The organism is Zhongshania sp. (assembly GCF_041584495.1).
GTDB lineage: Bacteria > Pseudomonadota > Gammaproteobacteria > Pseudomonadales > Spongiibacteraceae > Spongiibacter.
In genome coordinates this window covers 1-25,460 of the sequence record NZ_JBFHDY010000048.1, presented here as the reverse complement: position 1 = coordinate 25,460, position 25,460 = coordinate 1, and the positions used below count along the sequence as shown (strand labels likewise).

Annotated in this window: 20 protein-coding genes and 1 pseudogene; 12 read left to right on the top strand and 9 right to left on the bottom strand. The window is 51.5% G+C overall.

Annotated elements, in window-relative coordinates; translation table 11 throughout:
- The 8 genes and pseudogenes from ABYP33_RS09790 to ABYP33_RS09755 form a co-directional block, all read left to right on the top strand.
- A pseudogene (locus ABYP33_RS09790) lies at positions 1 to 223 on the top strand (acetyl-CoA C-acetyltransferase); the annotation flags it as partial.
- Positions 224 to 424: 201 nt separating this feature from the next.
- Positions 425 to 1,309 carry an SDR family oxidoreductase gene (locus ABYP33_RS09785; RefSeq protein WP_373090660.1) on the top strand — a complete coding sequence of 295 codons (885 nt, stop codon included), beginning with the start codon at positions 425 to 427 and terminating at the stop codon, positions 1,307 to 1,309.
- A gap of 39 nt (positions 1,310 to 1,348) precedes the next feature.
- Positions 1,349 to 1,888, top strand: a complete 540-nt coding sequence (locus tag ABYP33_RS09780) for a YfaZ family outer membrane protein (protein ID WP_373090659.1) — start codon at positions 1,349 to 1,351, stop codon at positions 1,886 to 1,888.
- 78 nt (positions 1,889 to 1,966) lie between these two features.
- A complete protein-coding gene (locus ABYP33_RS09775; protein WP_373090658.1) occupies positions 1,967 to 3,133 on the top strand; it encodes an acyl-CoA dehydrogenase family protein in 1,167 nt (388 codons plus the stop codon).
- Positions 3,134 to 3,237: 104 nt separating this feature from the next.
- Positions 3,238 to 4,428: an acyl-CoA dehydrogenase family protein gene (locus ABYP33_RS09770; protein ID WP_373090657.1), complete on the top strand. Its 1,191-nt coding sequence runs from the start codon at positions 3,238 to 3,240 to the stop codon at positions 4,426 to 4,428.
- A 658-nt stretch (positions 4,429 to 5,086) separates the two neighbouring features.
- Positions 5,087 to 5,875, top strand: coding sequence for an SDR family oxidoreductase (locus ABYP33_RS09765; RefSeq protein WP_008246546.1), 789 nt, complete (start codon positions 5,087 to 5,089; stop codon positions 5,873 to 5,875).
- A 140-nt stretch (positions 5,876 to 6,015) separates the two neighbouring features.
- A complete protein-coding gene (locus ABYP33_RS09760) occupies positions 6,016 to 7,218 on the top strand; it encodes an acetyl-CoA C-acyltransferase (RefSeq protein WP_373090656.1) in 1,203 nt (400 codons plus the stop codon).
- Between the two features lie 282 nt (positions 7,219 to 7,500).
- Positions 7,501 to 7,737 carry a glutathione binding-like protein gene (locus ABYP33_RS09755; protein WP_373090654.1) on the top strand — a complete coding sequence of 79 codons (237 nt, stop codon included), beginning with the start codon at positions 7,501 to 7,503 and terminating at the stop codon, positions 7,735 to 7,737.
- Positions 7,738 to 7,751: 14 nt separating this feature from the next.
- On the opposite strand, the gene ABYP33_RS09750 is transcribed toward ABYP33_RS09755, so the two are convergent.
- From ABYP33_RS09750 to ABYP33_RS09715, 8 genes are all read right to left on the bottom strand, one after another.
- Positions 7,752 to 8,222 (bottom strand): type IV pilin protein, encoded by a 471-nt coding sequence (locus ABYP33_RS09750; RefSeq protein WP_373090652.1) that lies wholly within the window; start codon positions 8,220 to 8,222, stop codon positions 7,752 to 7,754.
- Positions 8,219 to 11,749 (bottom strand): pilus assembly protein, encoded by a 3,531-nt coding sequence (locus ABYP33_RS09745; RefSeq protein WP_373090651.1) that lies wholly within the window; start codon positions 11,747 to 11,749, stop codon positions 8,219 to 8,221. Before ABYP33_RS09745 ends, ABYP33_RS09750 begins: the two co-directional genes overlap by 4 nt.
- Before the next feature lie 16 nt (positions 11,750 to 11,765).
- Positions 11,766 to 12,278 carry a PilX N-terminal domain-containing pilus assembly protein gene (locus ABYP33_RS09740; protein ID WP_373090650.1) on the bottom strand — a complete coding sequence of 171 codons (513 nt, stop codon included), beginning with the start codon at positions 12,276 to 12,278 and terminating at the stop codon, positions 11,766 to 11,768.
- Between the two features lie 32 nt (positions 12,279 to 12,310).
- Entirely contained in the window at positions 12,311 to 13,345 is a 1,035-nt protein-coding gene (locus ABYP33_RS09735) for a PilW family protein (protein WP_373090648.1), read from the bottom strand.
- A gap of 10 nt (positions 13,346 to 13,355) precedes the next feature.
- On the bottom strand, positions 13,356 to 13,811 hold the full coding sequence (gene pilV / locus ABYP33_RS09730) for a type IV pilus modification protein PilV (RefSeq protein ID WP_373090647.1): 456 nt from the start codon (positions 13,809 to 13,811) through the stop codon (positions 13,356 to 13,358).
- A gap of 954 nt (positions 13,812 to 14,765) precedes the next feature.
- Positions 14,766 to 15,002: a hypothetical protein gene (locus ABYP33_RS09725; protein ID WP_373090645.1), complete on the bottom strand. Its 237-nt coding sequence runs from the start codon at positions 15,000 to 15,002 to the stop codon at positions 14,766 to 14,768.
- Positions 15,003 to 15,663: 661 nt separating this feature from the next.
- Positions 15,664 to 16,179: a M48 family metallopeptidase gene (locus ABYP33_RS09720; protein ID WP_373090643.1), complete on the bottom strand. Its 516-nt coding sequence runs from the start codon at positions 16,177 to 16,179 to the stop codon at positions 15,664 to 15,666.
- A gap of 46 nt (positions 16,180 to 16,225) precedes the next feature.
- Positions 16,226 to 17,725, bottom strand: coding sequence for a YdiU family protein (locus tag ABYP33_RS09715; RefSeq protein WP_373090642.1), 1,500 nt, complete (start codon positions 17,723 to 17,725; stop codon positions 16,226 to 16,228).
- A 278-nt stretch (positions 17,726 to 18,003) separates the two neighbouring features.
- Here ABYP33_RS09715 and plsB point away from each other — a divergent pair, with 278 nt between their 5' ends.
- The 4 genes from plsB (at position 18,004) to ABYP33_RS09695 (ending at position 24,018) form a co-directional block, all read left to right on the top strand.
- Positions 18,004 to 20,475, top strand: coding sequence for a glycerol-3-phosphate 1-O-acyltransferase PlsB (gene plsB / locus ABYP33_RS09710; RefSeq protein ID WP_373090641.1), 2,472 nt, complete (start codon positions 18,004 to 18,006; stop codon positions 20,473 to 20,475).
- A 49-nt stretch (positions 20,476 to 20,524) separates the two neighbouring features.
- Positions 20,525 to 20,914, top strand: coding sequence for an MAPEG family protein (locus tag ABYP33_RS09705; protein WP_373090640.1), 390 nt, complete (start codon positions 20,525 to 20,527; stop codon positions 20,912 to 20,914).
- A 204-nt stretch (positions 20,915 to 21,118) separates the two neighbouring features.
- A complete protein-coding gene (locus tag ABYP33_RS09700; protein ID WP_373090639.1) occupies positions 21,119 to 23,311 on the top strand; it encodes a TonB-dependent receptor in 2,193 nt (730 codons plus the stop codon).
- Positions 23,312 to 23,424: 113 nt separating this feature from the next.
- Entirely contained in the window at positions 23,425 to 24,018 is a 594-nt protein-coding gene (locus tag ABYP33_RS09695) for a GNAT family N-acetyltransferase (protein ID WP_373090637.1), read from the top strand.
- 272 nt (positions 24,019 to 24,290) lie between these two features.
- On the opposite strand, the gene ABYP33_RS09690 is transcribed toward ABYP33_RS09695, so the two are convergent.
- Positions 24,291 to 25,262 carry a transposase gene (locus ABYP33_RS09690; RefSeq protein WP_373090636.1) on the bottom strand — a complete coding sequence of 324 codons (972 nt, stop codon included), beginning with the start codon at positions 25,260 to 25,262 and terminating at the stop codon, positions 24,291 to 24,293.
- Positions 25,263 to 25,460 lie beyond the last annotated feature (198 nt).

Genomic DNA, 25,460 nt, shown 5'->3' with positions numbered 1-25,460 from the left:
CGCGTCCGTGTCTATGGCCTGGTTAAAAGAAACCGGCTACGACCACGCTAAAACCAATGTTAACGGCGGCGCCATCGCCCTTGGTCATCCACTGGGTGCCACCGGCACCAAACTTATGACCACGCTATTGCATGAGCTCGAGCGCACGGGTGGCCGCTACGGCCTGCAGACGATGTGCGAAGGCGGCGGGCAGGCGAATGTAACAATTATCGAGAGACTTTAGTGGCGAGACGCTTGACGGGAGATGGGAGACGGAAAGATGGACTTAGCAGAAGCGGCGTGTAATGCGTGTCTTCGGGGTTTTATCCAGTACTTGCGACTTGCTAGAAAGCAGCAAATTTTAGTTTGAAATATGCAGGGTAGGCGCGGCTTTAGCGTTTTCCGTCTCCCGTCAAGCATCCAGCAAAATTGAGGATTAAGAACTATGGGTATTTGTGACAACAGAGTGGTGATTATCACCGGTGCAGGTGGCGGCCTTGGTGCGGCACATGCCAAAGTTTTTGCCGCCGAGGGCGCCTCGGTTATTGTGAATGATATTAATGAAGACGCTGCCAAAAAGGTTGTTGAAGAGATTACCGCAGCCGGTGGTAAGGCCGTGGTGAATACCTCTGATATTACGAATTACGATGACAGTCTCAATGCAGTAAAGCAGGCCATTGATACCTACGGTGATCTGCATATTGTTTTGAATAACGCCGGTGTGAACCGCGACCGTATGTTTGCCTCAATGACGGAAGCCGAGTGGGACACCATTATGGCGGTGCACTTGAAAGGTCACTTCTGTATTACTTCTCACGCCGTGCACTACTGGCGCGGTAAGTCCAAAGAAGGCGTGGCGGTCGACGCCCGTATTATCAACACGACCTCCGGCGCTGGCCTGCAAGGTGCCGTTGGCCAGTCGAATTACGCCGCAGCGAAGGCGGGTATTGCTGCGTTGACCTTAAATCAGGGGGTGGAATTAGCTCGTTACGGTATTACCGCCAATGCAGTAGCTCCCGCGGCAAGAACCGATATGACGACTTCTGTTGAAGCCATGGCCACCCGCATGGCCAAGCCAGAAGACGGTAGCTTTGATTTTTTTGCCCCAGAGAATGTGTCTTCGCTGTTGGTTTGGTTGGGTAGTAGCGAGTCAGCGCATGTCACAGGCTGTGTGTTTGAGGCGGAGGGGGGGAAAATATCTTTAGCGGACGGTTGGCGCAAAGGTCCAGAGGTGGATAAAGGTGATCGTTGGGCGCCCAGTGAAGTGGGTGGTGCAGTAAAAATCTTGCTAGAACAGGCAGTTCCGGCTCAGAAAGTGTATGGTAGCTGATTTTATCCTTAGGTCTTTATAAGCAGGAGAATCACTACCATGAAAGCCCCCTTTATTGCAGCTTTACTCTTGGCAACGGCGAGCAGTTCGGCACTGGCCGGCGGCGTCGCGTTTCGTTTTGGCGCAGATACCTTCGGCGTATCGCTTGCCGGCGATATGAGCCCAGAGAGTAGTGCGCAACTGGATTGGTTTCACCATGAAGACGATGCCGACATGGTTGCACTGGGCGTATACGCCAACGGTCAGCGCGGTGCGCTTACTGGCCGCGTCGGTGCAAAGGCAATTGCGTTGGACGGCGACGACACTGATATAAATGGTGGTGCAGTGGCCTTTGGTGGCGATTTGAGCCTGCCATTAAACGAGATCGTGCGCCTGCGGGCGGGTTTATATTACGCGCCGGAGGCCTCTAGTTTCGGTGATATTGAAGGTTACGACGAGTGGTCGGTGAGTGCCGAATTTAGTTTGTTCCAAAATTCGGCTATTCAAGTTGGTTACGGCAGCATGGATTTTGATGCCGATATTGGCAAAAGATTTGAATTTGAAGACGGCGCCTTTGTGCGTTTGCAGCTGCGTTTGTAATGTTATCGCGCTATTGCGTGAGCGATAAGCGCTAGTACATCACTGCCGTGAAAGCCGCCGTCGTGTTTCGGAGACAGTATGGATTTCGCATTTACTGAAGAACAGCAAATGATACGCGACACGGCGGCGGCGTTTTTAAAAGCCTCGTCGTCCAGTGCGGCAGTGCGCGCCGCGATGGTCAGTGACAAAGGTTTCGATCCCGCGCTGTGGCAAAGCGTTTGTGCCGATATGTATTGGCAGGCACTGCATATCCCTGAGCAATACGGTGGTATGGGGCTAGGCTATGTTGAACTCGTGGCCGTGCTTGAGCAAATGGGGCGCTACCTGCTTTGCGCACCGTATATGTCGAGCGTTGCTATGGCTACTAACGCCCTGTTAGTGGCGGGCACCGACGCACAAAAAACGCTGTATCTACCGCAAATAATCGAAGGCAAAATCGCCAGTCTCGCGTTTAACTCGGCAAACCGAAATTGGGATGCATGCGCGGTATCGGTGACCTATCGCCGCGACGGCAATGATTTTATTCTTAACGGCAACTACCGTTACGTGTTAGATGGCGATAACGCCGATGTTATGGTATTTGCGGCAAGAGAAGAGGGCAGTGTTGGCGAAAATGGCATTAGCCTTTTTGTCTGTCCTACGGGTCTACATGGTATTGAACGTGCTGCTTTACCCACCATGGATCAAACCCGCCGCCAGGCGACTATTACGGTCACCAATCTGCGCCTAGACGAAAGCACTGTCATGGGCGATCTCGGTAAGGCGGCTAAGCATTTAAATAAAATATTAGATCTAGCCACCATCGCTTTGGCCGCCGAACAAGCCGGCGGCATGCAGGAAGTACTGGATATGTCGGTGGAATACAGTAAAAGTCGCAGCCAATTTGGTCGCACGATTGCGGGATTCCAAGCGATTAAACACAAGGCCGCCGATATGATGCTACGGGGCGAAGTTGCTCGTTCGGCGGTTTATTACGCCGCGTGTATTGCCGACGAAGCCCTGAACGACGGCCCCCTCGCCAATGAATTAAGTGAAGCCGCCAGTATCGCGAAATCCCACTGCTCAGAAGCCTATTTTAAAAATGCCGGTGAAGCGCTACAGATTCACGGTGGTGTTGGTTTTACTTGGGAATACGACGTGCATCTGTATTTCAAACGCGCTAAAGCGAGTGAGCATTTTCTCGGCGATAGCGGATATCACCGCGAGCGCGTGGCGAAGATACTACTTGATGCGCTAGACGCCTAATGGGAGACGGGAGACGCAGGGGCTTGCCTGTGTTTAGCGTCTTCCGTCTCCCGTCCAGCATCAAGCGCGTCGCAGATTAATAAATTCAGACCGAGCATGACATTATGAAACTACAATTCAGCCCTGAAGACGAACAATTCCGCGCCGAGATCGCAGGCTGGTTAGTGGACAATTTAGTTGGTGAGTTTGCCCAGCTGAAATTCCGTGGCGGCCCGGGTGATGAACACATGTTTCCTGAGGAGCGTAAGGCGTGGGAGCGCAAGCTCGCCGAAGGCGGTTGGACCTGTGTGGGGTGGCCGAAGGAGGTCGGCGGGCGTGGTTTATCAATTGAACAGCAGGTCATCTTTTTTGAGGAATACGCACGGGCTGGTGCACCGGGGCGTATGGGGCATATCGGTGAGGGCTTGGCGGGGCCGACCCTTATTGCCTTTGGTAGCGAAGAACAAAAACAAAAATATTTACCCGGTATTTTGTCGGGCACCGAGTTTTGGTGTCAGGGTTATTCAGAGCCAAGCGCTGGCTCGGATTTAGCCAATGTTAAAACCAAGGCTCGGTTTGATGAGGCCAGTGGTAAGTGGTTAGTCAATGGCCAGAAGGTGTGGACCTCACTGGCCCATGAGTCTGAATATTGCTTTGTGATTGCCCGGACCGATCCTGATTCTAAAGCGCATAAAGGCTTGGGTTTTTTCCTGATAAAAATGGATCAGCCCGGCGTAACCGTGCGGCCAATTGAGCAAATTACCGGCACCTCCGAATTTAACGAAGTGTTTTTTGATGATGCAGAGTGCGCGGCTGAGGATATTGTCGGCCAGCCTGGCGACGGTTGGAAAGTGGCCATGGGTCTGCTGGGCTTTGAGCGCGGCGTGTCTACCTTGGGCCAGCAAATGGCCTTTCAAAATGAATTGAATGAAGTTGTTAAACTCGCCAAAGACAATGGCGCGGCTAAAGATCCGCTAATCCGCCAACGCATTGCCGACGCCCATATTGGCCTAAAGATAATGCGCTATAACAGCCTGCGTATGCTCTCTGGGGGCGGCGACGGAAGTCTTCAAAAAGAAGCGCTGATTTACAAGTTGTACTGGGCCACTTGGCACCGCGACCTCGGCGAACTTGCCGTGGATATACTCGGCCCCGAAGCCGATATCTTGGCCGACGCGCCCTATGAATTAAATCGCTTGCAGTCGCTATTCTTGTTCACAAGATCGGACACTATTTACGGCGGTACTAACCAAATTCAGCGCAATATTATAGCCGAGCGGGGCTTGGGAATGCCGAAGGAATTGAGGCCTGCTTGAGGTGGGCGGGAGACGCAAAGGCGGAGAAGGTTGCGCAATCACGCTAGCGTCATACCTGCGCAGGCAGGTATCCAAGTGAGCGAAGTGGATGGTTTAAGCGAATAGCCAGTGTGCTGGCTTGCTGGTAAATGGACTCCTGCCTACGCAGGAGTGACAGTGGATTAAATAGTGGTCACCGTTCAGTCATACCTGCGCAGGTAGGTATCCACGAGAGCGAAGTGGATGTCTTTGATATGAAACGCTGGACGGGAGACGCAAAGGCGGAGAAGGTTGCGCAATCACGCTAGCGTCATACCTCCGCAGGTAGGTATCCAAGTACAGCGAAGTGGATGGTTTAAGCGAATAGCCAGTGTGCTGGCTTGGTGGTAAATGGACTCCTGCCTACGCAGGAGTGACAGTGGATTTAAATAGTGGTCACCGTTCAGTCATACCTGCGAAGGCAGGTATCCACGTGAGCGAAGCGAATGCTTTTGATATGAAATGCTTGACGAGAGAAGGAAGACGCTAAGGCCGATTGTTTTGCGTTTACCGTCTCCCGTTTAGCGCCTGAATAGAAATGTTAAAACACGAATTAACCATAGATATAGTGATGACGGGCAATGCTAAGAATTGAACTTTGCGTCCCCCGTCTCCCATAAAGCATATCGGGGAGTAAGCAATGAACATCAAAGTCCCAGAATACGTTAAAGGCCACGGTTTATTAAAAGGCAAGTCGGTGCTGATTACCGCTGCGGCGGGCGCCGGTATTGGTTTTTCGGCGGCGCAGCGCGCCATTGAGGAAGGTTGTCGGGGTATCGTTATTTCTGATATCCACGAGGGCCGTTTGAACGCCTCGGTAGAAAAGCTAAAAGCAGAAACCGGCTGCGAGCAGGTCTATGGCAAAGTCTGTAACGTTGCTGTTGAAGACGACGTGCAGGCACTAATCAATACCGCAGAGGAGTTACTGGGCGGCGTAGATGTGCTGATCAATAACGCGGGTTTGGGCACGACAAAACTGCTTATCGAGATGGAAGACCCCGAGTGGAATAAGGTAATCGACGTTACGCTCAACGGCACCATGCGCATGACCCGCTATATGATGAAGGTCATGAAAACCCGTGGTGAGGGCGTCATTGTTAATAACGCTTCAGTACTCGGTTGGCGCGCCCAAAAAGAACAAGCGCATTATGCTGCGGCTAAAGCGGGGGTAATGGCGCTTACCCGTTGCGCCGCCTTAGAAGCCGCCGATTTCGGTGTGCGCATCAATGCCGTAGCGCCGTCCTTGGCGGTTCACGCCATGCTTAAAAAATCAGCACCGGAAGAATTGCTAGCTGAACTCGAAGCCCGCGAAGCCTATGGCCGCGGCGCCGAAGTATGGGAAGTTGCCAATATTATGATGTTCCTCGCCTCGGATTATTCCAGTTATATGACCGGGGAAATTGTAAGTTGCTCATCACAGCGAGCCTAACGAACGGGAGATGCTAGACGGGAGACGGAAGACGCGATCGAAAGCGAGTTTAGCGTCTCCCATCTCCCGTCCAGCATCTTGGAGTTACATTAAAAATCGAGCGCTACGACGCGAAATCAAAACAGAAAAGGACAAACACTATGAGAGAAGCTGTCATCGTTTCAACTGCCCGTACGGGTATGGGCAAATCATTTCGCGGCGCATTAAACAATACCGAAGCACCCGCTATGGGCGGCCATGTCGTGCGCGCAGCAGTTGATCGCGCGGGTATTGATCCGGCATCCGTTGAAGATGTGATCTTTGGCGCAGCTGCCCAGCAGGGCACTCAAGCATATAACCTTGGACGTTTGTGCGCTGTGGTTGGCGGTCTGCCAGACAGTGTTCCGGGCATGGCTATAGAGCGTCAGTGTTCGTCGGGTTTGATGTCAATCGCTTGGGCAGCAAAATCGATTATGTGTAATGAAATGGATATTGCCGTTGCTGGCGGTTTAGAATCTATTTCACTTGTTCAGACTAAGCATAAAAACTCACATCGCAATGTTTCACAGACCGTATTGGATATTGATCCCACAGCCTATATCCCGATGATTGAGACGGCTGAAATCGTCGCTGATCGTTATGGCATTAGCCGTGAAGCTCAGGACTTATACTCCCTGCAAAGCCAGCAGCGAGTTGCGGCAGCGCAGCAAGCGGACCTGTTTGCCGACGAAGTTGTGCCCTTTAAGGTCAGCATGTCAGTGTTCAACAAAGAAACTAAAGAGACCACATTTAAAGATGTGCTGTTGGAGAAAGACGAGTGTAACCGTCCTACTACCACGCTTGAAAGATTGTCAGCACTGGCGCCGATATGGAAAGACGGTCAATGGATAAAACAAGGTCGCTTTATCACCGCCGGTAACGCCTCTCAGCTCTCAGATGGCGCCTCAGCCTGCGTCGTTATGGATCGTAAATTGGCTGAACAACACGGTTTGGCCCCCTTAGGTCTGTATCGTGGTTTGGCTGTTGCCGGTTGCAAAGCCGACGAGATGGGCATTGGCCCGGTATTCGCTGTGCCTAAGTTATTAAAACGTGCTGGTTTAAATGTCAACGATATCGGTTTGTGGGAATTGAACGAAGCTTTTGCGGCGCAGGTAATCTACTGCCGCGATCAGCTGGGCATAGACAATGACAAACTTAACGTGAATGGCGGCGCTATCGCAATTGGTCATCCTTTTGGCATGAGCGGCGCGCGCATGGTTGGTCACGCACTGCTTGAAGGTAAACGCCGCGGTGTGAAATATGTGGTTGTTACTATGTGCATTGGTGGCGGTATGGGCGCGGCGGGTTTGTTTGAAGTACTGTAAACATTTATAAAAAGCGGAAGTTGAAACCGTTGTGGTGCAGGCTACAGTGGCTTTGTATGTCAGCTGCTAGCGTAAGGTTTACACGCCAAGTAGTACATAAACGCGATAATAGAAGGAATGCTAATGATTACAATTTATCACCTCGGTGCATCGCAATCAGATACGGATTGTAGGGCTGATAGAAGAGCTTAATTTGCGGTATAAATTAGATGTAGAGTGCTTTGATCGTGGCTCAGATATGCTGGCACGGCCGGAATACCGCGCCTTACACCAGTGGGTACATTGCCAATTATTCGCGACGGCGACCGGGGTGTGGCGGAGTCGGCTTACTTGGCTGGGCCAGAGTTCAGTTGCGCCGATATTATGGTGATGTTTAATTTAACGGCATTGCCGCTTTTTGGCGGCCGCGGTATTGATGACCGTGAACATGTTAAAGCTTATGTAGATCACATTTTTCAGCGCCCCGCGTATAGTGAGGCGATGGTCATTGCCGGGCCTGCGGCGGCAAGACCAGCTTAGTGTCGCCTTTATGCTTACCGTCGCCAGCACTTGGCGACGGTATACGCAGACGCGGCCGAGTCTAAAGACAGCGTCCCAGACTGGTTAATCTGAAAATTTCCGCACTTATCACCCGCCATGTTTCCCGTGCGGCTTGCCCGCAATGTGTAGGTATTGGCGGAGGGCGTGCCGGTAACGGCAATAGTGTAATAGCTCGCACCACCGCTGGGGACGCGAGTCGGGTATATCACCGGTAGGCTGCCACTGCTATTAATATAGCGGCCGTTGACGCTGTAATAACGCTCTAGGGCTTGGGCTGCCTCTTGTAAGGCCCCCGCGGCGTCATTGCGACGGGCTTTGGCGACTGAGTCTTGATAAGACGGATAGGCAATACTGGCTAATATGCCGACTATGGCAGTAACAATTAAGAGTTCGATTAAGCTAAAACCGCGGGTGTGCTTTGGTACATTGAATAGGGCGCAGCGGTCAATGAGTGTTTTTTTCATCGCAGCTGCCACCAAGATTGCCGCCCCAATTCCTTGCCGGTTCCGCGCTCTAGGGTAAGGCCAATACTTCCGCGGGAGCCGGAGGTGTATTTGTACTCTTTTTCACCGGCGCCAATAATGCCTGGCCGCGTGATTAATTGGTCAAATTTTTTGCCGCTCGGTGGGAAGAAATCGTCATTAATATTGACCACATCATCGTCATTAATTAAGCCGTCGCCATTGATGTCGAGCACGGTATTGGCGAGGCGACCACCAGTGATGGTGTCGATTTCCATTAGGTGGCTGGTGCCACCAAAGTTGCAGGGGTTTGCTGAAGGAATCAGCGTGTTGAAAATAACGCGGCCATTGCGCAATATGGCCTGATCGGTGACCCGCTCGCCAGCGCCATTGGTGGCGTTGGGGTTTTTTAGGTCGAGAACCCAACCTTTTTTGGCGCTGTAGTTTACGGAAGTGTCCGACACTACCCGTACAGGAAACTCGGCGGTGCCACCGCGCAGTGTGGGGGTAGCCTCGTAAATTATACTTTGCAGCTGCAAATCGCTACGTGCGCTGATTCGGCTACCGTTGTCTCGAATACCGTAAAAGCTTTGCAGTTGTGGCGAGTTACTGACTACTGAATCGCCCTGTTCAAAATATTTTCCGGTGCCGAAGTAAATCATAATACCGCCGTCGGGGTGACGGCCAGATGTCATGGCTGCCGTGATCGCCTGCCTGTTGCCGTCAACATCTTTCGCAACGAATAATGGTGCTGGGTTACTGCCGGTTTTAAACGCGGAATCCCACTGGCTGCTGTTGGTGGCGTGTAGATCAAATTTCCAAACATTTCCGCTGAGGTCGCCAGCATAGACATAGTCGGTAATCCGGTCGCCGTCGGTGTCTACGGCCAAGATGTCGCCGAGGCCGTTGTCGGTGCCCGCGACTTTGGTGTCTATTGCTTTAATCAAGGCGCCGGTTTTAAGGTTCACCACAAACAATTTTACGGTGTCGCCGCTATTATAGCCGTTGCCAAAAATCGCTACCCAGTCGCCAGTGGCGAGACGAGTGAGCACTGGATTGCTCATGCTTAAGCCCAGTTTGTTGGTGGCGGCCGCCGCCGCAGTATGAAAATCCCAAAGAATATCGGTGGTGTCGATATTGGCGGGGTCACTAACATCAATAGCAAAGACCGATCCGCCGCCGGCGCCGCTAGCAGCGACTAATACAGAACGCCATGCACCGTCCCAATAGGCATCAATGACGAGGGGAGAGCCGTCTACAAAGTATTTGTGCTCGTAGTCGGGCTTGGTCAATGTGTATAAGGCGCTGTAAGCGCGTTTGGGAATATAGGCAAATTCTTCGGTCCCGGTATTGGCATTAAAGCCGTGTAGCATACCGTCGTTGGCGCCAACAAATAGCATCGCCGGTTTGGCCTTTTTTGCTGAAAGATAGGCGGCGTAACTACTGCCTTCGACACCGGACAAGCGCGAAAATCCGTAGTTTTGGTCCCAGTGGAAATAAGGGTTGGAGTGGACAATATCACCGAGCAAGTGTGAGCGAATGCGATAGTCGGGATTAGTACCTTCTAAGCTCCTGTCGCCACGCAGCCAATTGACTCGTCGTGGCCCCGCTATTGCCGCGTTAGCTGACGTCAGGTCGGCGGTAAGGGCTGATTTTTCAGCAGTGGCAAGGTTTGCCCAGGTGAAATTAACGGCACTGTCGGACCAGGTGAGTATGTTGCGGTCACCGTGAGAGGCAATGCCATTGCTGGTGTTACTGTCCCACTTTATGTCGGCTAAGGCGCCATCGCTGGCGACTTCATAAGCCAATATTTGCCCAGACCAGTCGCGGCTGTCATAACGAGCTTGAAATATTAAGGTGTCGGAATCTAAACGCGTGGAGTTGCTGGCAATAGCGGATGACGAGCCAATTGACTGGAGAATACGGGTGATTGCCGATTTTAATTTTGTGGCAATGTCTACTGGCTTACTGGCAATAAGGAGCGCGCCACGACCATTAATTGTGGCGTGCCACAGGTCGTCGATTGCGGTTGGGCTGCGGTTTTCAAATGTGGTGTGCCAGTTAGGGGCATTTGCATACGGGTCTGCCGGATTGTCTGGGTCGTACAAAATGCCACCGGTACCCAAGGTGACGGCATAAGTGAGCATATGTAAATTGGTTTTGCAGTCTAAAGCGGGTGGCCGACTTTGTCGGTTACAGGCCGCCGCCACGGGCACTTGGCCGGTGGCGAGGTCTGAACGCAAGTGATTGTCGTAATATTTCATGGCGATATCGGCCATGGTAGAACTCGCAGAGTCTTGGTAGGGCGCGCCTTTACCGCCATCTTCATTACCGACGCCACTAATGCTGCTGACATTGCTGTAGCCGTCGGTAAAGAGGATGGCGGCATTAGCTTGGCAGGCGTGGGTGATGGGAGCGCCATTATTTGAGCGCTGAAATTGCTGGCCAGCGTGATTGAGTGCTTCGCGATTGGGTGTGCCACCGCCATTCCCGCCGCGGGAATAAATGGTGTCATAAAAGCGAGTGCGGTCGTTGCTATCCGCTAATGCTTTCATGCTGACGTTGTTGCGATGGTTAATGGTAAATTCGCCGACTCGGGCGTTATTTACGTCGAAAAAAGATAAAGCCACACCGGCGCGAGTGGCTAAATGACGTTTGCGGTAATAGGAAAACCAATTAGCGAAGTTCTGCATCATGACATTGTAGTTTGCGGTTGCCGAAAAATTCGCCGATTTAATTTCGTAACCATACAGCACTGTTGTGCCGTCAGGTGCATAGCCGTTCAGTGGCGCGTTGGTGTAAGCAAAGCGGCTGGGTAGCGGTTCCGTTAAATAAAACGTAGCGGGGTAGTAGCTCAGGGTTTCGTTGGTGATGCTCGTGGCGGTATCGCCATTGGGTAAGCGCATTCCCGGCTGAAATCTGAATTTATGATTGTTATTGCTGTTGTTTATATTTTGCGTAAGGTCGAAGCTGGAAGAGCCCTGCGTTGGGTCGCTGGGCGCGCTCGTTGCGATAATATGACTAAAAGTCGCACTGCCAGCACTAGGCCAGGGTACGTAAATGTCCTCTGGATTAAAATAGGCTTTGTTGTAATCCGGTGAGCGGGCAAAGGCAAATTGCGCGGTCGGCGGTACGGCGTAGTGGTCGTTATCCCTGTCGCCGTAGACGCGATTGCCGCTGCCGGTACCGTTGGGAAAAAGATAAGTGTATTTCTTCCAGGTGCCGTTGGCGTTACCCACCTTATTAAAGTTAAGCACGCCAGCAGAGATGACATCGTCCTTATCTCGGCCGACGAAACTCTTGCTCCCGGTATGCCACCACAGCGCGCCATCGTTGGTGGGCATAAGGAGTTCCGCGTCCATGCTGCCCGAGTCGTCAATCGCCATGATGATATTTGGACTTACACCAGTAGCAAACGATAGTGGGGTGTTTGCAATATTAAGTGCAGCCAAGCCCTTAGGCGAGATAGCGGTGAGCAGTATTGGCGCAATAATAAGCAGTAAATAGCGTAAGCCAGCTTTAGCGATCATGTTTAATTCTCACTTTTCATTCGCGGCGATAAATTGTGCGCAGTACCACTATTGATCTGTCACTGACGCCAAAACCGCGTGCAGTGATGCGGTAATTGGTAATGACTTTTACGGGCTTACCAGCGTCGAGCGCAGCAAGGGGGTCATCAAGCTGTGTAAGTTCTTCAAGGTAAAATTGCGGTGCGCTGGAGACTCCACTTATACCGCTGGCAGTTCGCCAGCCGGTGGAGGCAATATCGTTCCAGTCGGGTGGTGTGCATTCAATGCCAGTCCCGGTGCATTGCTTGTATAAACCGTTGCTGCCGTTAAAGGGCCCAACAGATGTGGCCTGCAAAACTTTTTCGCCTTCGCGCAGCGCGGCTTCAGCAGCTTGGAATGCGGAATTGGTGTCTCGTGCATGACCGGCCATGCGTTCTTGCAAGGTGGTGGACTGCAGCGCGCTGGCGCAAATAATAGTCAGAATCAGCATAAAAACGAGGCTGATAAGCAGTGCGGCGCCCCGCTGCGATGAGGGATTAATTTGGCTCATGCGCTTGTCCGGTTGTCCCATAGGTGCGAACGTCATGGCAGGCGATTGCGAATCGCGACGGCGGTGCGATATACCTGCCGCAGCCGTTGGTCACTGGCAACGGCGGCGCCATTGAATTCCAGATTGTTTTGCACAAACTCCCCGGAGGAGCCAACGATATTGTCATCTAGGCTGTGCATGAGTAATTCGATGCGAATACTTAGTACGGCCGCCCAGTTGCTCACGTCGGCGGCGCTGCGATAAACATCAATATTGCGATCATCATTGGTGTCTTCACCGTAGCTGATTTGCATGTTTTCAACGCCTTCAACAAGCTCGGTGGCTGCCGGGGCCGCACCGCTGCCGAGGCTGCGGGCCCGAACCCATAGCGAGTGAATGGGATTACCCGCTGCTGTGGTGCGATTGGTGTCGCGAATAAAATAGGCCAGTGATTGAAAGCCCATGACTTCGGCATCGGTGCCGTAGATCTTGCTTAGTCGGTTTGGCGTATTGTTGTTGCTCGCGTGGGCGATGGTCACCCGACTATTATCGTTGCCGTTGCCATTGGATACGTTTGTCGCTCTAAACAGATCGGCGGTGATGCAGTCTGTAACAAACACAAGGTCATTAGCGTCAATACCTGCTGGGTTGGCGCTAATTTGAATATTGGCATTATCCTGATCGACGTTGCCCACTAAATTAACGGCGGGTGAGGCTGCGCGCTGAATAATAACAACGTCGGTGTTTTCAACCGCATCGTAATCATTGCTGGCACTGACATTGTCCTGCCCAAGCAAAACACCGGAAGCTGAAAAATTAAAGTCGCTGGGCAGGTTCTTGGCAATGATATTGACGGGAATACGCTCTAGGTTTGGGCAGCCCATATAGCCCGCCATGCGGAGATCCCGGTTAAGAAAACTCACCGCAATGCGGCCGCTCTCTTGGAGTTGTCCTGCGGCTTCTAATACGCGCTGACTGCGCTGGCTGGCGAGGGTGACTTGGATGACCGCGGCGCTTAAAAATAGCCCCAAGGTCATGGCGATCATCAGTTCAACAATGCCGAAACCGGCCTGTGCAGCTCGCGTCATAGACTTGTCCTCATAGCTCAGTTGTAAACACAAATGACTCGAGGTGGGTGCCATTGGCGTCGGCCTGCCTGCTACTGCTAATACGGCTCTCGTCCCACTGTACGACGATGGTAAAAATATTGCCGTTTCGGGCGACGCTGCCATCGCCCTCGCTCAAATAGGAGGTCAGCGCATTAAGCCAGTCATGTAAATCAGTTTCAGCAATGGTGCTGGGCGTGCCGGTGGGTGCGGTAGCGCTAAGGGCAATATCGTAGCGGCCCGATAATGCTGCCGTGCGATTGGCCCGCATGCGGTCAGCGATTTCATACGCCAACATGGTGGCGTGAGAGCGCACGTCAGATGTCTGGTTGAATTTAATGGTATTTATATGAGTGGCGACGGTGCCCATGACGCCGAGGGCTGTAATCAAAAGAGCGATTAAAACTTCTATTAAACTAAAGCCATTCGAGGCTTGGCGTGTCGGCATAGCAAATTCCATTTGCAGTGTGGATACGTTGTTACATGTAAATACAGCGATCCGAGTTTGTTATGGCGGCTACTTCCTGTACTGCCATATTGCTTGTTACAGCAGCTGATTTACTTGCTGCACTTCATACATAATACATTTTGATTTACGTAAACGCATAATTTTTTGTAGCGAAGATTTTGGCAGAGCTTTGCAGTGCTTGTCTACCGTATGATTTCTTGGCGTGAACCTAGCCACATTTATTCGGAATTTTATTACAGGAATAAATCGTACTTTATTTCAGAAAGAGGTCATTGCGTGGCGCCTTGGCGTGTGATGCTGCGGCCAGTCTTGTAATAAAAAGGGCCAATACCGAAATCAGTATTGGCTTTTTGCTTGCGGCTTTTAATTATTGCGGTGCTTTCGTTCTATTTGCGTTAGCCACGACCGGCGTCACCTATTTCATTCCGGGTTGTGACGGGCAGAGATTGTCACGAGCCACGCTGTTAACATTGAGTAACGCACTTATTGGGTATAAAAAGGGCGACTTCTGACATTTTGCTGACGGCTCACGACGTGGACATTCGCGGGGATCATCGTTGCTTTGCCCGGCTGGCATTGATTCAGGATCACGCGGGGGGACGTTGCCGATAGGGGGGCGGTACTGTGCACAGCTGGCAACGGCGAGGTCGTCAAGTAGCGTGTATTATTTGAACTGGCGGTACCCATGTGGTGGGCGTAGCTGTTGTTTTCAGCGCGCTCTTAGAGCGTCTTCATTATAGAAAACACCAAACTGCGATCAAGGTCATCGTGATACGCGAGATTTAAGGGAATGGCGTAAATATCAAAATCCACGCTTTGTTTTAGCCGGGTAGAGTAATTCCTACCCGGCCCGCTCGGTACTCCGCGCTTGACATCGCGATAACTGCACCGCTCATAATGCCGTCTTGACGGTTGCCGTCGCGGTAGACTTCATTAGTGTAAACAATGCTTGGCCAGCGTCGTCTTGGAAGTCCGGCTGCGCGGCAAAACCTTCGGGTGTTTCATTGCGCGAGGTAGAAACAGCATGTTCAGCATGCCCTGCTGGGAGGTGTCGGCAAGTGAGGGTAGGCTGGATACAGTCAGCAATATTGCGACGATGCTCGCAATGCCCCCTCTCGGAAAAGCCAAGCCAATCGACGGCGCAGACACCATATTATGAGCATCCGCCATGTCGGCAATATGCCCTGAGTTAATTCGTCACGACTGCCGAGTAAACCGTGTCCGTAGAGTGGGCCGTGCTGGGCCATTCAGGGCTGAGTTTAGAATATTACAAATATACTCGCGGGTTATGGTGGCTTGCGGGCTAGTCCTATCGGGCAGGCCATCGCCAAACAGGGAAGGCGAAGCCGGTGCATCGCTGGGGTTATAGAAAAGGCGATTTGGCGGTGCACTAACCGCACTACTGCCTCTGTCCTACGACAAGTCGATAAAATCAGGCGAGAAAGAAGGAATGTGAGCGGTTTAATTGTGTGCTTTATGTATACACCTCGGGTCGAGTGCAAAATAATGGGTTTTGTCACCACGGACGGCGAAGGGCAGCCGCAGGGGGAGTTAAGGATAGTCATTTTTATTTTTCACACTTTGCGCTGGGTACGGCATGGGGCACATATTGTTCGGTATTATCAGTGCATATATGTCCCGTAGTATGCATTCTGACTTGATTGTGACAGCACAAATAAGAAGTGAAACTTGGCGGCTAATGTCGCCGAATTGACGGGAAGTGATAGTAATCAATAGGCTAACGAAAAATGTTGTTGGCGAACGCTTGATCAAGTAACGGTAGCTTAAGCCTGGCTAGGCTAGGAGGTATTCATTCGGAGAACTTGTGCTCTTAATCGCTTACAAGCTCGCGGGCGGTGAGGTAAATCCGTAAATCAAATTCCAGTTGGTGGTAATTGGGCAGCATGTATTCACAAAGGTTGTAAAAGGCTTTGTTGTGGTCAGCTTCCTTTAAGTGGGCCAGCTCGTGAACCGCAATCATTTCTAAGAACTCCGGCGGCGCATATTTAAACAGCGAGGCAATGCGGATTTCCTTTTTGGCTTTTAATTTCCCGCCCTGTACTCGGGACACAGCAGTGTGTAGGCCCAGTGCCCGATGGCTAAGGTCGAGACGATTGTCGTATAAAACTTTGTCTATTTGCGGGGCGCTGCGCAGGTGGCTTTGTTTTAAGTCATTAATATATTTGTATAGGGCTTTGTCACTTTGAATGGGGTGTTGCTGTCCGTAGCGCTGTTCAATATAGGCGCCCAGGCGTCGCTCGCTAATGAGTTGGCGCACCTGATTCTGCAGGTGCTCTGAATAGCCCTGCAAATATTTTAGTGTGATGTCGCCGGCAGCTTGGTTCACAATTTTATGCTTGCCACGTTTAGTCAGTTTGGCCGGTTTGTCATGCTTAGGTACCGCAAAAAGTTTGGTGCACTTGCTGCTCAGGTTTTGCGGGCATAGCATAGCGCGACTTAGTTGGGTCAAATTCCCTGGGTTTTGCTAATACATCGACCAGTTGATTGAAAAAGCTGAAATCGCCATTTTGTTCTGCGGCGGCAATCGCTTCTTGTACGAGATGGTTGCGGGGAATAAACACTGGGTTGGCGGAAAACATCTGCGCTTGGCGCTGGGCAGGGCTTTGTGGATCTTCGCTGATACGTTGGCGCCATTGCTGTAAGCACGGTGTAAAGGCTTCGTTAAATTCAAATAACTCGCGAACGCTGCTATTAATACAGGCAGTCTCGTTACTTAACTCTGCCAGGCGTCTAAAACACAGGGTAAAGTCCGATTTTTGCGCTTCCATAATACTGAGCAGCGATTGAAATAAGGCGTCGTCACTGTCTTTAAATTCACTTAGCCCGAGCTTGTTTTTAATAATAGTTTGATAGGCTGTTAGAAATTTCGCAGGGAAGGCATTAATGGCTTCTTGGGCAATGGCCACGGCACTGTCGTCGTCCGCTGTGGCGCTATTGTCGATAATCGGCAGCAGCGCTTGGGCTAATTGTATTAGGTTCCAGTGCGCGATGCTGGGCTGGTTGCCATAGGCGTAGCGGCCGTTGTGGTCTATTGAGCTGAATACCGTGGCCGGGTCGTAGCTGTCCATAAATGCGCAGGGGCCGTAGTCGATGGTCTCGCCGCACAGCAGCATATTGTCGGTGTTCATTACCCCGTGAATAAAGCCAATACTCTGCCATTTAGCGATTAGGCTGGCTTGGCGACTAATAATCTCATTGAGCATCGCCAGTACGGGGTTTTCGGCCTCGGTAGCGTCAGGGAAGTGACGTTGAATAAGGTAGTCGCTGAGGGTTTGCAGGGCTTCATTGTCACGGCGCGCAGCAAAAAATTGCATGGTGCCGACGCGAATATGGCTCTGCGCCACGCGGCTGAAGACAGCGCCGGGTAAGCCTTGGTCGCGAAACACCATTTCGCCACTGGTGACGGCGCCTAAGGCTCGCGTGGTGGGTACGCCTAGGGCCGCCATGGCTTCACACAGAATATATTCGCGAAGCACTGGCCCCAATGGCGATTTACCGTCGCCGCCGCGGGAGTAAGGCGTGCGCCCTGAACCTTTAAGCTGCCAGTCGTAACGCACACCGTCTGTGCCTATTAACTCGCCAAGTAGAACCGCGCGGCCATCGCCGAGTTGGGGGTTCCAGCCGCCAAACTGATGACCTGCATAGACCGCAGCAAGACTTTGGGCGCCGTCGGGAACGTGATTGCCCGCCATAGTGGCAATGCCCTCGGGGGAGGCCAGCCAGTCTGGGGAAATATTCAATTGCTCTGCTAACGCGGCGTTAATACGAATGAGACCGGGGTTTGGCACCGAACTTGGCGCTTGCGCGGTATAGAATGGCCCAGAAAGGCGGGCGAAACTATTGTCAAAAACGGGGCTGTGGGATTCACTCATGGTATCGACCTGTATAAAAACGGTAAAACAACGGGTGTAGGCTAAACTTTAAAGCTATTGAGGGAATTGTACCTCCAATAGCGAGGACTTACCTGTTATCCCTAAGACGGCTATTGCGTGACCCAGAGTGTGGCCTTTAGCGAAAAGCGCGACGGGAGCGTGCAGACCAAGTAAAATTGCCGCCAGCGGCCAACATGGCCCTCATCTATGCGCTCACTCGGCGTTAATGCGACAAATATAATAGAGTGAACGCGGAATTGACTAAGGATTTGAGCATTATGCCGTGGTTTACCCGTTTGTATTTTGTGCTGTGTCGAATGTTGTCGGCGCCTTTTCTTGCTGGCGTAAAACCAAAACTAATTCAATTTGACGAAGCGCTGTACGATGAACTTCGCGGTAAGCCGGTGTGTTACGTACTGCGCTTGCACAGCTGGACAGATCGCTTTTTGCTGGAGCGTATCTTTAAAGCCCATGACCTGCCCTTGTTGCGCTCCTCGCCGGGTAAATTACCGGATGCCGGCCGCGCCAGCTGCCTTTATTTACCTGTTTTAGCCGGACTGCGCGGCGGTTCTCGCGGCCAGCAAACTATGGCAGGGTTAATTGAGCAGGCTGCACAAGGCGATTACCCCCTGCAGATTGTGCCAGTATCGATTTTTTGGGGGCGTAACCCGGGCAGTGAAACCTCGTTCTTTAAATTACTGCTCGGCGACGGCGAGCGCGCCGGTGCGCTGCGTAAATTGCTGATTATTATTGCCCAGCGCCGCAATGTGCTGGTGCATGTCGCCCAGCCCTTAACCTTTGATAAATTTGTGGCGCGCAAGAAAGACCCCGTGGCCGCGGCGGCCATGCTGGCCCGCATGATGTCGTTTTACTTTTCGCGCCGGGCAACCGCGAGTCTTGGCCCGCGTTCACTGTCGCGCCAGCAAATCATTGATGTTGTGTTGCGTCGTCAAACAGTGAAAGACGCAATCGCTGCCGAACTCAGTGGCCCAGAAGACGACGTGAGCGCCATAAAAAAGAAGGCGCGGAAAATGGCCGAAGAGGTAGCAGCCAATTATGACGATCGCATGATTCGGGCGCTAGAATTGATTCTGAGCTGGGTGTTTCGCAAGATTTTTTCGGGTTTAAACATCCATCATGTTGAGCGTCTGCGCGAGACCGCAAATAGTCAGCAGCTAATATATATGCCGTCTCATCGCAGCCATTTCGATTATTTGCTCATTTCTTATACGCTTTATGTGCAGGGTTTGTTGGCACCGCATATTGCCGCTGGCGTGAATTTAAATTTTTGGCCGGTGGGTGGCATGTTGCGTCGGGCGGGTGCGTTTTATATTCGCCGCAGCTTTACTGGGCAGCCCCTCTATACTGCGGTATTTAAATCCTATTTAGATGTAATTCTGAGCCGGGGCTACCCCGTGGAGTTTTTTCCCGAGGGTGGCCGAAGCCGCACCGGACGATTATTACCGCCCAAAAAGGGCATGTTGCGAATGACGGTAGACAGCTTTATCCAGCAGCCTGGCCGCTCGGTGGCTTTAGTTCCTATTTACATTTGCTACGACAAACTGGTGGAAAGCGCCTCCTATGTTAAAGAGCTGCGTGGCGCCGCCAAACAAAGTGAGTCGGCGGGCGGCTTGTTAAAGGCCCGTAAAATTTTTAAATCGTCCTACGGCAGCCCCCATATCGCCTTTGGTGAGCCGCTAAGTCTGGATGAATGTTTTAGTTATATTGAGCCTAATTGGCGTAAGTTGAACCAGCAGGGCGATCAGAGTTTTGTGCCTGCGGTGGTCGATTATATCGCTCAAGAAAATATGGAGCGGATCAACGCGGCGGCGGTGGTGAATCCCATTGGCCTAGTGTCGATGATCTTATTGTCTAGCCCCCAGCGGGCGATGGCGGAAGATGAGTTGCTTCTGCAAATAGATCATTTTATTGCACTATTAAAACGTCTGCCGTATAGCCCAGACGTGACGCTGCCTGAAGGCAGTGCTAAGGAAATATTTGAGCAGGCGGCGCGCACGGCGGGGCTTTCGCGCATCGAACATCCCTGGGGGCCGATTATTACTGCGACCGGAAAAGAAGCGGTAATGCTAACCTATTACCGCAATTCGGTGATGCATGTGCTGGCTTTGCCGAGTTTGATTGCGCGCTTTTTTCGTCACAGCCAGACCGTTAATGAGGCCGAGTTAATCCAGGCCTGTGTTTTGCTTTACCCTTTTGTGAAACAAGAATTGTTTTTGCGTGTGAGTATTGCTGATTGTGCCGAGGCGGTTGCTGAACAAATAAATAATTTGGTCGACCTCAATTTGCTGAGTCGCAATGAGGCAGACGGCAGCTTGAGCCGCGCCAATGTCGGCACCGAGACCTACGCCGTGTTGACCGGGCTTGGTCGTATTCTGCGGGAAACCTTTGAACGCTACACCGTAACGAGTCTGTTATTGGTGCAAGAAATTTCTGACACCCCAGCGCCTCGCAAAGACATTGAACAACACACCATTGAAATGGCGCAGCGCTTAGCGATATTAAGTGGCCGCGAGGCGCCGGAATATTTCGATAAAAACCTGTTTCGTGTTTATATGGACACCCTTATAAAGCAGGGCCTGTTAGTGCTTGAAGAGGGGAGTGACGGGGAGTTGCTCCGGGTAGATAAACGTCTGGAGTCTTTGTCGCAGCGCTGGGTGGCCTTGTTAGGGCCCGATGTGCAACAAAGTATGCAGCAGTTAATACGCAAGCAGACAATCAATGGCAATTGAGACGCAAAACTTAGCTTCTCGGTATATTTATAAAAATAGGAATAAGAAAATGGCATTAGTTAGCGTTGTAATGGGTGTGATTTTACTCGAATACATTGTGTTTGTGATGATGGTGGGAATGACCCGCGGTAAAACCGGTATTCAGGCTCCGGCCATGACCGGAGACCCAAAGTTGGAAAGAATGATTCGTGTGCAGCTAAATACCCTAGAGCAAATGGTAGTGGTGATTCCCGCGATGTGGCTATTTGCTAGCTATGTTAGTGAACCGGTAGCAGCGGGCTTAGGTGCCCTGTTTGTTCTTGGTCGTGCGCTGTATTGTCGGGGTTACCTAATGGCGGCAGAGAAACGCAGTCTAGGCTTTGGTATTGGTGGTTTGGCATCGCTGGTATTAGTACTTGGTGGTCTCTATGGCAGTGTTGTGACCGCGTTAGCCAGCTGAGTTTACCGGCCGAGTGGCGCGATACCGCCGCGTCACTCGAGGCGTAAGATGTGCTACTTTCAGCGTAAAAGTCCCTTCCCAGTTTACCTACTCACTCGATAATCCATACAGACGATAGCTCGCCAATAGCGGGAGCTGCGATTATCTCCAGTTAAATGGTGCGGTTTTGGTTCCGCAATAATAAAAATGACAAGTGAGACGGGTATGAGCAATTTTGTTTACCGAGTATCGGCGCTCGCGATGGCCATTGCGCTCAATTCGAGTGGCGCGCTGGCTGCAAACGACTTGGCGCTAGAAGAAATTTTGGTTACCGCCGAAAAGCGGGAAAGTTCTTTGCAGGACACCCCGATCTCAATTCTGGCATTTTCAAGTGAGCGGCTCGAGCGCTTTGGCATTAGCGATCTTGGTGACATTGCGGGCTTGGCGCCCAACGTCACCATTACACCGTTCCCTAATAGTCGCAGCTCCCTTGTGGTATTTATGCGCGGGGTTGGCAATAACGACAGCCAGTCGACTCAAGATCCCGCTGTGGGCGTTTATTTAGACGGCGTTTACGTCGCGCGCAGTATTGGCTTAACCAGTGATGTTGCCGACCTTGAGCGCATTGAAGTACTGCGTGGCCCGCAAGGCACCTTATACGGCCGCAATACCACCGGCGGCGCCATCAATTTAATTACCGCAAAGCCCGGCGAAGAATTTGCCATTAGCCAGCAGTTTAGTGCGGGTAATCGGGATTACTGGCGCTCATTAAGCAAAATTGAAAGCGGAAAAGTTGGCGATTTTTCGGCCAAGCTAAGTTACTTAGAGTCTGGCCACGACGGCTGGGTTGAGAATACCGGCGAAGGTAAAAACTTCGGCGAAGAAGAAAAACAAGCTGGCCGCGCGGCCGTGCGCTGGGACCTCAACGAGAAGGTGAGTATTGATTACGCTTACGATTTTTCTGAAATTGACGGCCCCCAGCATTATTACCAAACCACATCCTCTACTGGCAATGCCATTCCGGCGAATGAACAGCGCAGTGACACCGGTAGTTGGGATGGCGGCGTAACACCAAGCCACACCGAAATTAGCGGCCACAGCTTTATTGTTAGCATCGATACCGGCTGGGGCGAGCTAAAGTCCATCAGCGGCTACCGTGAACTGGCCGAAGATATTGTGCAGAACTACGGTGGCGGCTTGCCCGGCTTTAAAATTGGTGTCGACATTGAACAAGATCAGTTCTCGCAAGAGTTGCAGTTTGTCGGCGAGAGCGGTAAAAACTGGCGCTATGTCGCGGGGCTGTATTACTTTAAAGAACACGGCAGCGAGCTAGAAACCGACACCGTGCCGGTGGTAATAGCCAATCCTAATCCGCTGTTGCCGCCCACCTTGCTCACGGTGACACTTGAAGATCGGCAAATCTATTCCACCTCCGAGGCCTACGCTGCCTACGGTCAGCTGACTTGGTCTCCGGCGATGCTTGGGCATCGTTTAGATGTGACTTTGGGCGGGCGCTACACCGTCGACAAACGCGAGGCACGTAAAGACAGCGCAGTCTATTTTACTGGTGGCGAACAGTCAGACAGCGAGACCTGGAGCAACTTTAACCCCAGCCTCACCCTAGACTATAACTGGACCGACGAGCTGAGTACCTTTGCCAAGGTGGTCACCGCCTATAAGTCGGGTGGTTACAATGTGCGCAGCACCGAAGACGGCTTTACCCCGCCTTTTGACGAAGAGCATATGGTGTCTTACGAGTTGGGGCTCAAGTCGAGCTGGCTTAATAATCGTGTCAGCGTCAATGCTTCGGTATTTCGTGCTGAATACGAAGACATGCAATTGCAGCAGATCACCAATAACGCGACCATCTTCCTCACCGACGTATTCAACGTCGGTGAAGCTCAGATCGACGGTTTTGAAGTTGATGTTATGGCAGTGTTAATGCGCGGCCTGACCATGCAGCTGTCTTACGGCTATACCGATGCCGATTTCATTGAGTATATCGACCAGCGCGGCGCTAGCCCAACCCAGGGCGAAAACGTCGCCAATCAGGCCGAAATGCCCTACGCCCCAGAGCACAATTACACCCTTGGCTTAGATTATGAGCGCGCAGTGGGCAGTGCATCTAGCCCCATGATGCTGAATGCCAGTATCGACTATCAATGGACCGACGAGCGCTACGGCACGGCTTTTAATGACGATATGAGCGGCTTTTTCCTCGACGATTACGGCCTAGTAAACGCGCGGCTTGCGCTGTCGGATATCACGCTCGGTCGCCTTGGTCTAGAAGTCGCACTGTGGGGGCGCAATCTCGATGATGAGGAATACAAAGTGCACAGCATTAGCTTAGGTGCCTACCAAGCGGGCTATTTTGGCGAGCCCAAAAGCTATGGCATGGATGTTCGCCTGAGTTTCTAATTACAGATACAACACCAATGCCAGCAGCGGCAACGATTTGTTCCTGACGCAGCTGTTGGCATTCGCTTTGCATTTCCAACTGTAGTTAAATTGGCTATAGACATGGAGGTGTTATGGTATTCGACAAGATAGTGTTAGACGGCCCCAGCGTGCGACTAGAGCCGCTGTCGATTAGCCATAAGCAGGGCCTAGCCGAAGCCATCGACGATGGCGAATTGTGGCGAATCTTCGTTACCAAAGTTCCTCACCCCGACGACCTCGACGAATTTATCGGCAACGCCTACTATGCGCTAGAAGAGGGCGACGGCCTTGTATTCGCCATTATCGATAAACGAAGTGGCAAGGTCGTTGGCTCCAGTCGCTATATGCGCGCCAGCCCACCAAATAAACGCGTGGAAATCGGCTTTAGCTTCATTGCCAAATCCCACCAAAAAACCCACATCAATACCGAAACCAAACTCTTGATGCTGGAACACGCCTTTGAAAACCTAAAAGTAAATCGCGTCGAGTTCGTCACCGACTTCCTCAACCAAAACTCCCGCAACGCCATTTTGCGCCTAGGCGCCAAACAAGAAGGCATCCTGCGCAGCCACATGGTCATGGCCGACGGCCGAATTCGAGACTCCGTGGTGTTCACCATTATCAGTAATGAATGGCCGGGAGTTAAACAGCATCTTACGGCGAAATTGGAACCCGTAATCGGGTAGCCTTGCTTAGATTACTCTTTCTTTCAAAAAGGACAGGTATCTTTCTAATACCACTCTTCTAATACTGGACAGGCACTATTGACCTAATACTGGACAGCCACTATTTGAAGGCCAAGAAAATAGCCCCCTCGTCATAAATATCGCGCCCAGCTTTTACGCTGAATATTCACAACACCGACAAAATCTTAAAAATTGCCGTTGAACGCCTGCTTTACAACGCAGAAGCCCCTGAGCCAAACCGCCCATCGGGTATTAGGTGAGAGTTTGAATTATTAAGCGACCTTGTTTGTACCTTGCCGCTTTTTCGCAAAGCGTTGCCGGTAAATCTGCTCAAAGGCAGTGGCGTTGTTCAGCCATGTTATTTGGTCAATACCCAAGCGCTTAAGAATTGGGGGCAGATTTTGCGCGATAGCACCGCGCTTGGCGTCACGCACTTCCCTGCCGGTGTAATCGACCAGTTCCAGATAATCTTTGAGGCCGAAGAGAATGCCGTGTTGTTCTTTGTCGGTGCTATTGCCTTCAAAGGACAGCAACGGTTTAAGGCCATAATTGAAGTGATTAAGTTGCTGGCTTTGAATAAGGCTGGTGATATTCTTTGCTAGATTCAATGACGGGCGAATACGCTCTTTAATACTAGTGTGTTCTGATTGTTCTGGGGTCGGCGCAATGGCCGCACGTACTGGATTCAGATCCACATAGGCCATACAACTTAATAATGCTTCTTCGCTTAACAGTGCTTGAGATCGGTAGCGGGCTTCCCAAAAATGGCCGCTGCAGCCATCTTCTCTATTTGCAGCACGGGCAATAGGCTCGTTAAGGCATTTCATAAACCAACCTAAATTCGTCATGCGCTGCCGATAGACGGTAATGATCTCATTTAACGCCGTTTGTTCCGCCGCAGGAAGCACCGCACCTTTAAGGTATTGCTGAACCAAGAACGGCCCTTTGAATAAACTCGTCCAGCGCGTCAACACCTCGCGATCAGACCAGTCATTGACCACTTCCGGCGAGAGCTTGACGACCAAATGAATGTGATTAGACATCACTGCATAAGCGGCAATATCAAGAGCAAACAGGCTGCTGAGCAAATGGATGCGTTGCTCAATAAAGAGTCGGCGATGGGAATAGTCTTTGCCGCTGGCATGATCAACACCGCAGAGAAACGAGCGTCGAACACAGCGAGAAGTAATATGATAGTAGGGTGTGTCCTCGATACAGACTAGGGCTTTTCTAGGTAAAGTCATCGTAATTCCTTTTACGATTGTGTGAATTAAACGTAAAGCAGTGTTATTGTTTTGTCAGGTAGTGTTCAGATTTCTGTGTCATTTCTTTATCCTGTAGCAAAAAGGAATGACTCATGTCCAAGCAAAAACCGACTTTCGATATCGATGCCGCCATCGCTGCTCTGCGTGAAGGTCAAGACCTCACCGGCAAGGATGGTG

Excerpts from the sequence above, each read along its gene's own strand:
- ABYP33_RS09785 (WP_373090660.1), top strand. The coding sequence starts at position 425 with ATGGGTATTTGTGACAACAGAGTGGTGATTATCACCGGTGCAGGTGGC.
- ABYP33_RS09780 (WP_373090659.1), top strand. The coding sequence starts at position 1,349 with ATGAAAGCCCCCTTTATTGCAGCTTTACTCTTGGCAACGGCGAGCAGT.
- ABYP33_RS09775 (WP_373090658.1), top strand. The coding sequence starts at position 1,967 with ATGGATTTCGCATTTACTGAAGAACAGCAAATGATACGCGACACGGCG.
- ABYP33_RS09770 (WP_373090657.1), top strand. The coding sequence starts at position 3,238 with ATGAAACTACAATTCAGCCCTGAAGACGAACAATTCCGCGCCGAGATC.
- ABYP33_RS09765 (WP_008246546.1), top strand. The coding sequence starts at position 5,087 with ATGAACATCAAAGTCCCAGAATACGTTAAAGGCCACGGTTTATTAAAA.
- ABYP33_RS09760 (WP_373090656.1), top strand. The coding sequence starts at position 6,016 with ATGAGAGAAGCTGTCATCGTTTCAACTGCCCGTACGGGTATGGGCAAA.
- ABYP33_RS09750 (WP_373090652.1), bottom strand. The coding sequence starts at position 8,222 with ATGAAAAAAACACTCATTGACCGCTGCGCCCTATTCAATGTACCAAAG.
- ABYP33_RS09745 (WP_373090651.1), bottom strand. The coding sequence starts at position 11,749 with ATGATCGCTAAAGCTGGCTTACGCTATTTACTGCTTATTATTGCGCCA.
- ABYP33_RS09740 (WP_373090650.1), bottom strand. The coding sequence starts at position 12,278 with ATGAGCCAAATTAATCCCTCATCGCAGCGGGGCGCCGCACTGCTTATC.
- ABYP33_RS09735 (WP_373090648.1), bottom strand. The coding sequence starts at position 13,345 with ATGACGCGAGCTGCACAGGCCGGTTTCGGCATTGTTGAACTGATGATC.
- pilV (WP_373090647.1), bottom strand. The coding sequence starts at position 13,811 with ATGCCGACACGCCAAGCCTCGAATGGCTTTAGTTTAATAGAAGTTTTA.
- ABYP33_RS09725 (WP_373090645.1), bottom strand. The coding sequence starts at position 15,002 with ATGGCGGATGCTCATAATATGGTGTCTGCGCCGTCGATTGGCTTGGCT.
- ABYP33_RS09715 (WP_373090642.1), bottom strand. The coding sequence starts at position 17,725 with ATGAGTGAATCCCACAGCCCCGTTTTTGACAATAGTTTCGCCCGCCTT.
- plsB (WP_373090641.1), top strand. The coding sequence starts at position 18,004 with ATGCCGTGGTTTACCCGTTTGTATTTTGTGCTGTGTCGAATGTTGTCG.
- ABYP33_RS09705 (WP_373090640.1), top strand. The coding sequence starts at position 20,525 with ATGGCATTAGTTAGCGTTGTAATGGGTGTGATTTTACTCGAATACATT.
- ABYP33_RS09700 (WP_373090639.1), top strand. The coding sequence starts at position 21,119 with ATGAGCAATTTTGTTTACCGAGTATCGGCGCTCGCGATGGCCATTGCG.
- ABYP33_RS09695 (WP_373090637.1), top strand. The coding sequence starts at position 23,425 with ATGGTATTCGACAAGATAGTGTTAGACGGCCCCAGCGTGCGACTAGAG.
- ABYP33_RS09690 (WP_373090636.1), bottom strand. The coding sequence starts at position 25,262 with ATGACTTTACCTAGAAAAGCCCTAGTCTGTATCGAGGACACACCCTAC.